7 protein-coding genes are annotated in these 6,246 nt (G+C 25.5%); 2 read left to right on the top strand and 5 right to left on the bottom strand.

The genetic code is table 11. The features are described from left to right. Window positions 1–223 precede the first annotated feature (223 nt). Together KPL37_RS18960 and ytfJ are read left to right on the top strand one after the other, a co-directional pair. The gene (locus tag KPL37_RS18960) at window positions 224–802 is read left to right on the top strand and encodes a DUF2953 domain-containing protein (protein WP_216151634.1); all 579 of its coding nucleotides are present in this window, start codon (window positions 224–226) and stop codon (window positions 800–802) included. Continuing rightward, on the top strand, window positions 795–1,232 hold the full coding sequence (gene ytfJ / locus KPL37_RS18955) for a GerW family sporulation protein (protein WP_216151633.1): 438 nt from the start codon (window positions 795–797) through the stop codon (window positions 1,230–1,232). The genes KPL37_RS18960 and ytfJ overlap by 8 nt, the downstream gene beginning before the upstream one ends. Window positions 1,233–1,359: 127 nt before the next feature. Here the strand turns inward: ytfJ and scpB are convergent, their stop codons facing one another. The 5 genes from scpB to spoIIM form a co-directional block, all read right to left on the bottom strand. Beyond that, window positions 1,360–1,956 (bottom strand): SMC-Scp complex subunit ScpB, encoded by a 597-nt coding sequence (scpB, locus tag KPL37_RS18950; RefSeq protein ID WP_216151632.1) that lies wholly within the window; start codon window positions 1,954–1,956, stop codon window positions 1,360–1,362. Window position 1,957: 1 nt separating this feature from the next. Continuing rightward, a complete protein-coding gene (locus KPL37_RS18945; protein WP_216151631.1) occupies window positions 1,958–2,698 on the bottom strand; it encodes a segregation/condensation protein A in 741 nt (246 codons plus the stop codon). 188 nt (window positions 2,699–2,886) lie between these two features. After that, window positions 2,887–4,062: a D-alanyl-D-alanine carboxypeptidase family protein gene (locus KPL37_RS18940; protein ID WP_216151630.1), complete on the bottom strand. Its 1,176-nt coding sequence runs from the start codon at window positions 4,060–4,062 to the stop codon at window positions 2,887–2,889. Window positions 4,063–4,319: 257 nt separating this feature from the next. After that, window positions 4,320–5,198 (bottom strand): tyrosine recombinase, encoded by an 879-nt coding sequence (locus KPL37_RS18935; protein WP_216151629.1) that lies wholly within the window; start codon window positions 5,196–5,198, stop codon window positions 4,320–4,322. Window positions 5,199–5,467: 269 nt separating this feature from the next. Further along, window positions 5,468–6,118 carry a stage II sporulation protein M gene (gene spoIIM, locus KPL37_RS18930; protein ID WP_216151628.1) on the bottom strand — a complete coding sequence of 217 codons (651 nt, stop codon included), beginning with the start codon at window positions 6,116–6,118 and terminating at the stop codon, window positions 5,468–5,470. Between the last annotated feature and the right edge of the window lie 128 nt (window positions 6,119–6,246).

Below are 6,246 nucleotides of genomic sequence, written 5' to 3'. Positions count from 1 at the left end.
ACAAAACTAATGTTTCATTCCTTTTAGATATATTTTCACTTTTCAAAGTACAATTTAAATCTTAAAATTTTCAATCTAGTTTTTTCATAGGTTAGTTAACACTATCAATTTTTCATATCTTTAAACGATCTTTTTCTTAAAAAAAATAATATTATCCCCATTTATTGATTTTTTTATTGATTGTTGAGCATAATACCAACTATTAGATAGATTGGAGGTTGTGATGTTTAAATTTTTAATAATGTTTCTTTTTGTGTTAACAATTATATTATTTCCAATTCATTTAAAAATAACTCTTAAATACACAAATAAAGTCTTGGAAATTTATATATATAAAAAGAAACTAAAGGTAAGTAAACCTTTAAAAAGTAATTCAAAAAATAAGTTAAAGTCTAAACCAGCAAGAATGTTAATATTCTTTAAGCCTTTAATTTTAAGCGATGTAAATTCAATTATTCATAAACTTAAAACATTAAGATTTAGGCCTAAATTAATTTTAAATACTAAACTAGAATATGGGTTGGACGATGCTGCCTTGGTAGCTATTATATTTGGTTTAATTCATTCAGCTTATAGCCTTTTGTACTTAAAATTAATAACTGTTGCTAAAGTTAAAAACATGAATCTTAAAGTTACCCCTCATTTTAAATATAATAATCTTAATATGGAAATTTCGAGTATAATTTACATCAATTTAGTGAAAATTATTTATATGGCATTTATTATATTACCTTGCTTTATAAACATAAAACATGGCAAATTAAATATAAAAAAATTTAGAGGAGGAAATGTACATGGATAATCATCCAATTGAAAATTTAATGAGGAGCACCATGGAAAGTATAAAAGATATGATAGATGTTAACACCATTGTAGGCGACCCTGTGAAATCATTAGATGGAACTACAATAATTCCTATTTCAAAAGTATGTTTTGGTTTTGCATCTGGAGGTAGTGAATTTAATAATATGAGTACTGCTGATTCAACTAGTAAATATCCCTTTGGAGGTGGTTCTGGTGCTGGAGTCACGGTTAAGCCAGTTGCTTTTTTAGTTGTAAAAAATGATTCAATTAGGCTATTATCTGTAGATCAGCAAAATACATATGATAAAATTGTTGATACTGTACCACAAGTTATCGATATTATTAAAGGTATGTTTAAAGATAAAAATGCTATAGATACAGAACCTGAAAATAAAGAGTCTGATAATAAAGAAAAATGTGATGAATAATCATTGTTAACAGTATATACCAACTTGTAAAATTAAAATAAACCCCATTATAATACGGTTTTTAAAATTAAAAACCGTATTATAATGGGGTTACAACTATATGTATACTAAAAGCTAAAAATATTTACTAGGCCTTATCAATAGCAACATCACATTGCAAATTTTCTTTATTAAAATCTTCTAAAGAAGGCATTTCATTTAGGTTATGAAAATTAAAATGTTTAAGGAATTCATCCGTAGTTACATATATAATTGGTCTTCCTGGAACATTTTTTCGTCCACTTTCTTTTATTAGTCTTTTTTCTGACAAGGTGTAAATCGCTCTATCACTCTTAACTCCTCTTATATCCTCAACCTCTACTCTAGTCATAGGCTGTTTATAAGCAATTATCGCTAAAGTTTCAAGTGAGGCTTGAGATAAAGATTGTCTAATATTTATCTTTAATAGCTTTTGAACATATTCACTATTACAAGGTTTTGTAACAAATTGATATTCATCATTAGTTACTATAATTTTAATACCTCTCTGCTGCTGATCATATTTTACTTTTAATTCATTTATTAACTGCCTTGTAAACTCAATACTACACTCTAAAATATTTGCAAGTTCTGTTAATTTTAATGATTCTCCAGTAACAAATAACAATGATTCAATAATAGAATAATATATGTCATTAGTAGACATATCCTTACTCTCTAAATGTTTAATATTAGATTCATTCATATTAATTTACCCTTTCTAAATATATAGCTTTAAAATTACTTTCTTGAAATACTCGTACACTCCTAATCTTAATTAACTCAAGTAATGCTAAAAACATAACAATAACTTCTATTTTAGATGAATAACCATAGATTAAGTTTGTAAAGTGAATTTTTCCAAAATCATTTAACTTTTGTTTTAACTCTTCCATTTTATCTTCTATTTTAAATTCATCTATTAGTATTTCTTTATTTACAATAATATCTATATTCATCTTATTTTTATATTTTTCCATTAAATTATTATATAAATTATTCAAATCAAAAATTGTAATATCTTTTAAAAAATCTACTCCTTTAATATTATGATTATCTTCTTCAATTATTTCAGGCTTTTTACTAAGCATTATACCTGTCTCTTGTTCCATCGCTTTCAAATTTTCAGCTACAAGTTTGTATTTTCTATATTCGACTAGCTTATCCATTAATTCCTTCTCTATATCATATTCATCCTGTGTACTAACCTCTTCTTTATTCTTTGGTAACAAATATTTTGATTTAATTTCAATTAAAGTTGCAGCTATAACAACAAATTCTGATGTCATTTCTAAATCCATTTCTTTCATACTTCTAAGATACTCCAAATACTGATTGGTAATTTCAACAATGTTAATATCATAAATATTCATCTTGTTTTTTTTTATAAGATGTAATAATAAATCAAATGGGCCTTCAAAATTAGTTACTTTTATACTTAATGGCATTTACACTCTCTCCTAAATAAACAAATAATTATAAAGACATATTAATTTTACTTTACATACTTTATATCAAGTTTAATTTAAGTATAATATTAAAATTTATAAAATGATACAATTTATAAAAAATAACCTCTAAGCAATTATTTATTTGCTCAGAAGTTACATTATTAAAATTTAAAAATATATGGTAGTTAAATTGCTTTATCAAATAAATCTGTAAAATTATTTATAATGTTATCCCATACTCTAGATTTTTTAATATCTCTATCACTATAAATATTAATCTTGCCAGTTAGTTTGCTGTCAACATATATTTCGCAAGATCCAATAACTACATTTTTTTTATAATCTTTTAACCCTTGTTTTAGAACAAATTTTTTAGTTACTTTATTCTTATTCCCTCTTTCAAGAGTTATAAGAAAATCTTTTTGTGCTTTAGCTATTAGAAACTTGTCACCTTTTTTATTTAAAATTATTTTCTCTAAATTTTGATCCTTTACTATTACTTTTTTAGTTTCAAATTTAGAGAACCCATAGTTCATAAGCATACTGGCATCGCTATTCCTTATTTTAAAAGTTGGTGCACCCATAATTATTGCAAGCATTCTAACATTATTTTGTTTTGCAGTAGCTGATATACAATATTTTGCTTCATTTGTGAATCCAGTTTTAAGTCCATCACATCCATTAAAAAACCTAACAAGCTTATTATGGTTTACTAGACCTATTGGAGCTTTCCTACCCTCAGAGATAGTTTCCATGTATGTTGATGAATATTTTAGTATTTTAGGATGTTTTAATAATTCTCTAGACATAATTGAAATATCATATGCAGTTGTAAAATGGCCATCTGCACTTAACCCAGTACAGTTTTTAAAACTAGTATCTTTCATATCTAGACTTTTTGCTTTTGCATTCATCATATTAACAAAAGCCCCTTCACTACCTCCTAAGTATTCTGCCATTGCAACTGCTGCATCATTTCCTGATGCGATAGCAATTCCTTTTAAAATTTCTTCCACGGTTCTTATTTCTCCAGTATCAAGTATCATACTACTTCCACCCATTTTTTTTGAATTTTCACTTATTGTTATTTTATCAGTTAATTTAATTTTACCTGAATCTACTGCCTCCATTGCAAGTAACATAGTCATTATTTTAGTTACCGACGCTGGAGCAAATTTTTCATGAGAATTTTTTTCATATATTATTTTGCCACTAGTTGGTTCCATTAATAATGCTGAACTTGCCTGAACGACAATCCCTTTATCATCTTTATTCTCCGCTTTAGCAGGCATGTTATAAAACTGCGTTGTAAAAATTAATGATAAAATTAAACATAATACATTTCTAGATTTTTTTTTCATATTTATCCTCCTCATAATCCTTTATGCTAGACAACAATTCTTAAAGTCATCTGCAATGCTTAAACCTCATAACATTATTTTTACCAAAATGTATTGATATTATCACTATTTATCTATAATAATTAAAAAATTTATTTATTTCAAAGAACAAAAAATAAGAATTCATCTTTATTTTAAAAGACAAATCCTCATTTTTTTCTATTTAATTTATGATATTGAACCTAATTTATTTATTAAAAAGTTTTTTAAATTGATAACTATGCTCTAGGAAAAGTATTCTTATAAACCTCTGATATTTTATTTTTTTTAATTATCGATGAATAAATTTGAGTAGTTGACATACTATTATGTCCTAGTAGCTCCTGAACGGTGCCTATACCTGCGCCATTTTGTAATAAATGTACAGCAAATGAATGTCTTATTGTATAGGAATTTATTGTTTTTTTTATACTAGTGGTTTTAGCATATTCTTTAATTATTTTCCAAAAACCTTGTCTCGTCATTTTCTCACTTTTTGTATTTAAAAAAAGTAAGTTTAAATTATTTAAGTTTATTTTATATCTAATCTTTAAATACTCTGACATGCATCTAACTGCATGTCTACCTATTGGAATTATTCTTTCATTTTTTCTACCATTATTACATGTTATGTATAACGAATCTAAATTAATATCATATATTGTTAAACTTAGAAGTTCCGAGACTTTCATGCCTGTTGCATACATTAATTCTAACATTGCTTTATCTCTAAGCCCTTTGATTGATGATTCATCTGGTTGGTTTAATAATTCATCTACCTCTTCAATTGACAAAATTTGAGGTATATTCCGTTTTATTTTGGGAATAGAAAAGTAAGCTGTTGGATCATTTTCGGCAAGATTGTTTTTAATAAGGTATTTATAGTAATTTCTAATAGAAACAATATTTCTTGCTATAGAACTATTCGCTTTACCTTCTTTTCTAAGATATTCAGCATAAGCCATTATTGTGATGTTATCAACTTCTTCTTGGGTTTCATTTCTGTTCTCCGTAAACTCAATGAATCGTTTAACATCTCTCGTGTAGGCTTCAATAGTATTTCTCGTCAATTTATTGTTTTGTAATTTTTTTATATAGATTGTCACTAAATCATTCATAATTTTTCTCCTATATTATAGAGAATATTAATATTTATAAATATATTAGACTCTAAAAAATAAATAAAACGTACGAATATAATTATAAGCCAATTTATAATTATTATCAACTAATTTGTAAACCACAATACTGTTTTTGTATATCTTTGGGTTGTTAATTAATCTTTCAAGTGAATAATCTACAACCTTTGGAAGAAATATACCAATTACCATTAAAATAATAAAGCATTTAATTATTAACATAATAAAATGGAATAAATCCTTATTCTTCATTTACTTAGGCTTCCTAGATTATTAATAAGATTTTTAACAAAATAAGGAGCAATATATGATTCTATAATTATCCCTATAAACAAAAAAACTATTATTATAACAAAGATTACACTATAGTATATTATTCTGCTAGATATACTACTTGTCCATTGTTTATTGAACTTATTTCTTAATAACATTATAGAAAATTCCATTGATATCACCGATGCAAAAATGATGCATGGAATATAAATTAAATTCTGAGGTAATACTCCTAGTATTGCAATGCCAACACCACTCTTTCCTAGCCCACTAATCATAAAACTAAAGGTAAACCCAACTGTAAATCCTTTTAACAAATCAATAATTACAATAATTGGTAATCCTACAATAGTTAAACCTAAAAACCATAGAAAAATAATCACTGGTAAATTATTTTTAATTGATTGAAAAAATATTAATTTGTAACTAATCCCACTTGTGTTTGAAGGATCAATAAAATTAATCAAATAATTCACTAAATCATTTCGTTCAAATTCGCCCATATATTTCACACTATAAATCCCCAAAATTATACCTGTAAATACACATAGAATACTTATAATATATAACCAATAATTTTCTTGTATATGTTTATTTACATTACTTATTAATGTGTTAGATGACATAATTTTTCCCCCTTTGTTAATCAGAGATTTCACGGAAACTCCCTAGTTCCTGTGATTACTCATTTTTAGTATCATTAATTTTTATTGATTCCCCCATTTTTTTTGCATAAAACACTTGACAAGTCTGT

This window comes from Clostridium frigoris (genome assembly GCF_018861865.1).
Taxonomy (GTDB): Bacteria; Bacillota; Clostridia; order Clostridiales; family Clostridiaceae; genus Clostridium_AD; species Clostridium_AD frigoris.
Note: the sequence above shows the minus strand (reverse complement) of the source record. Positions and strands in the feature narration are given on the sequence as shown.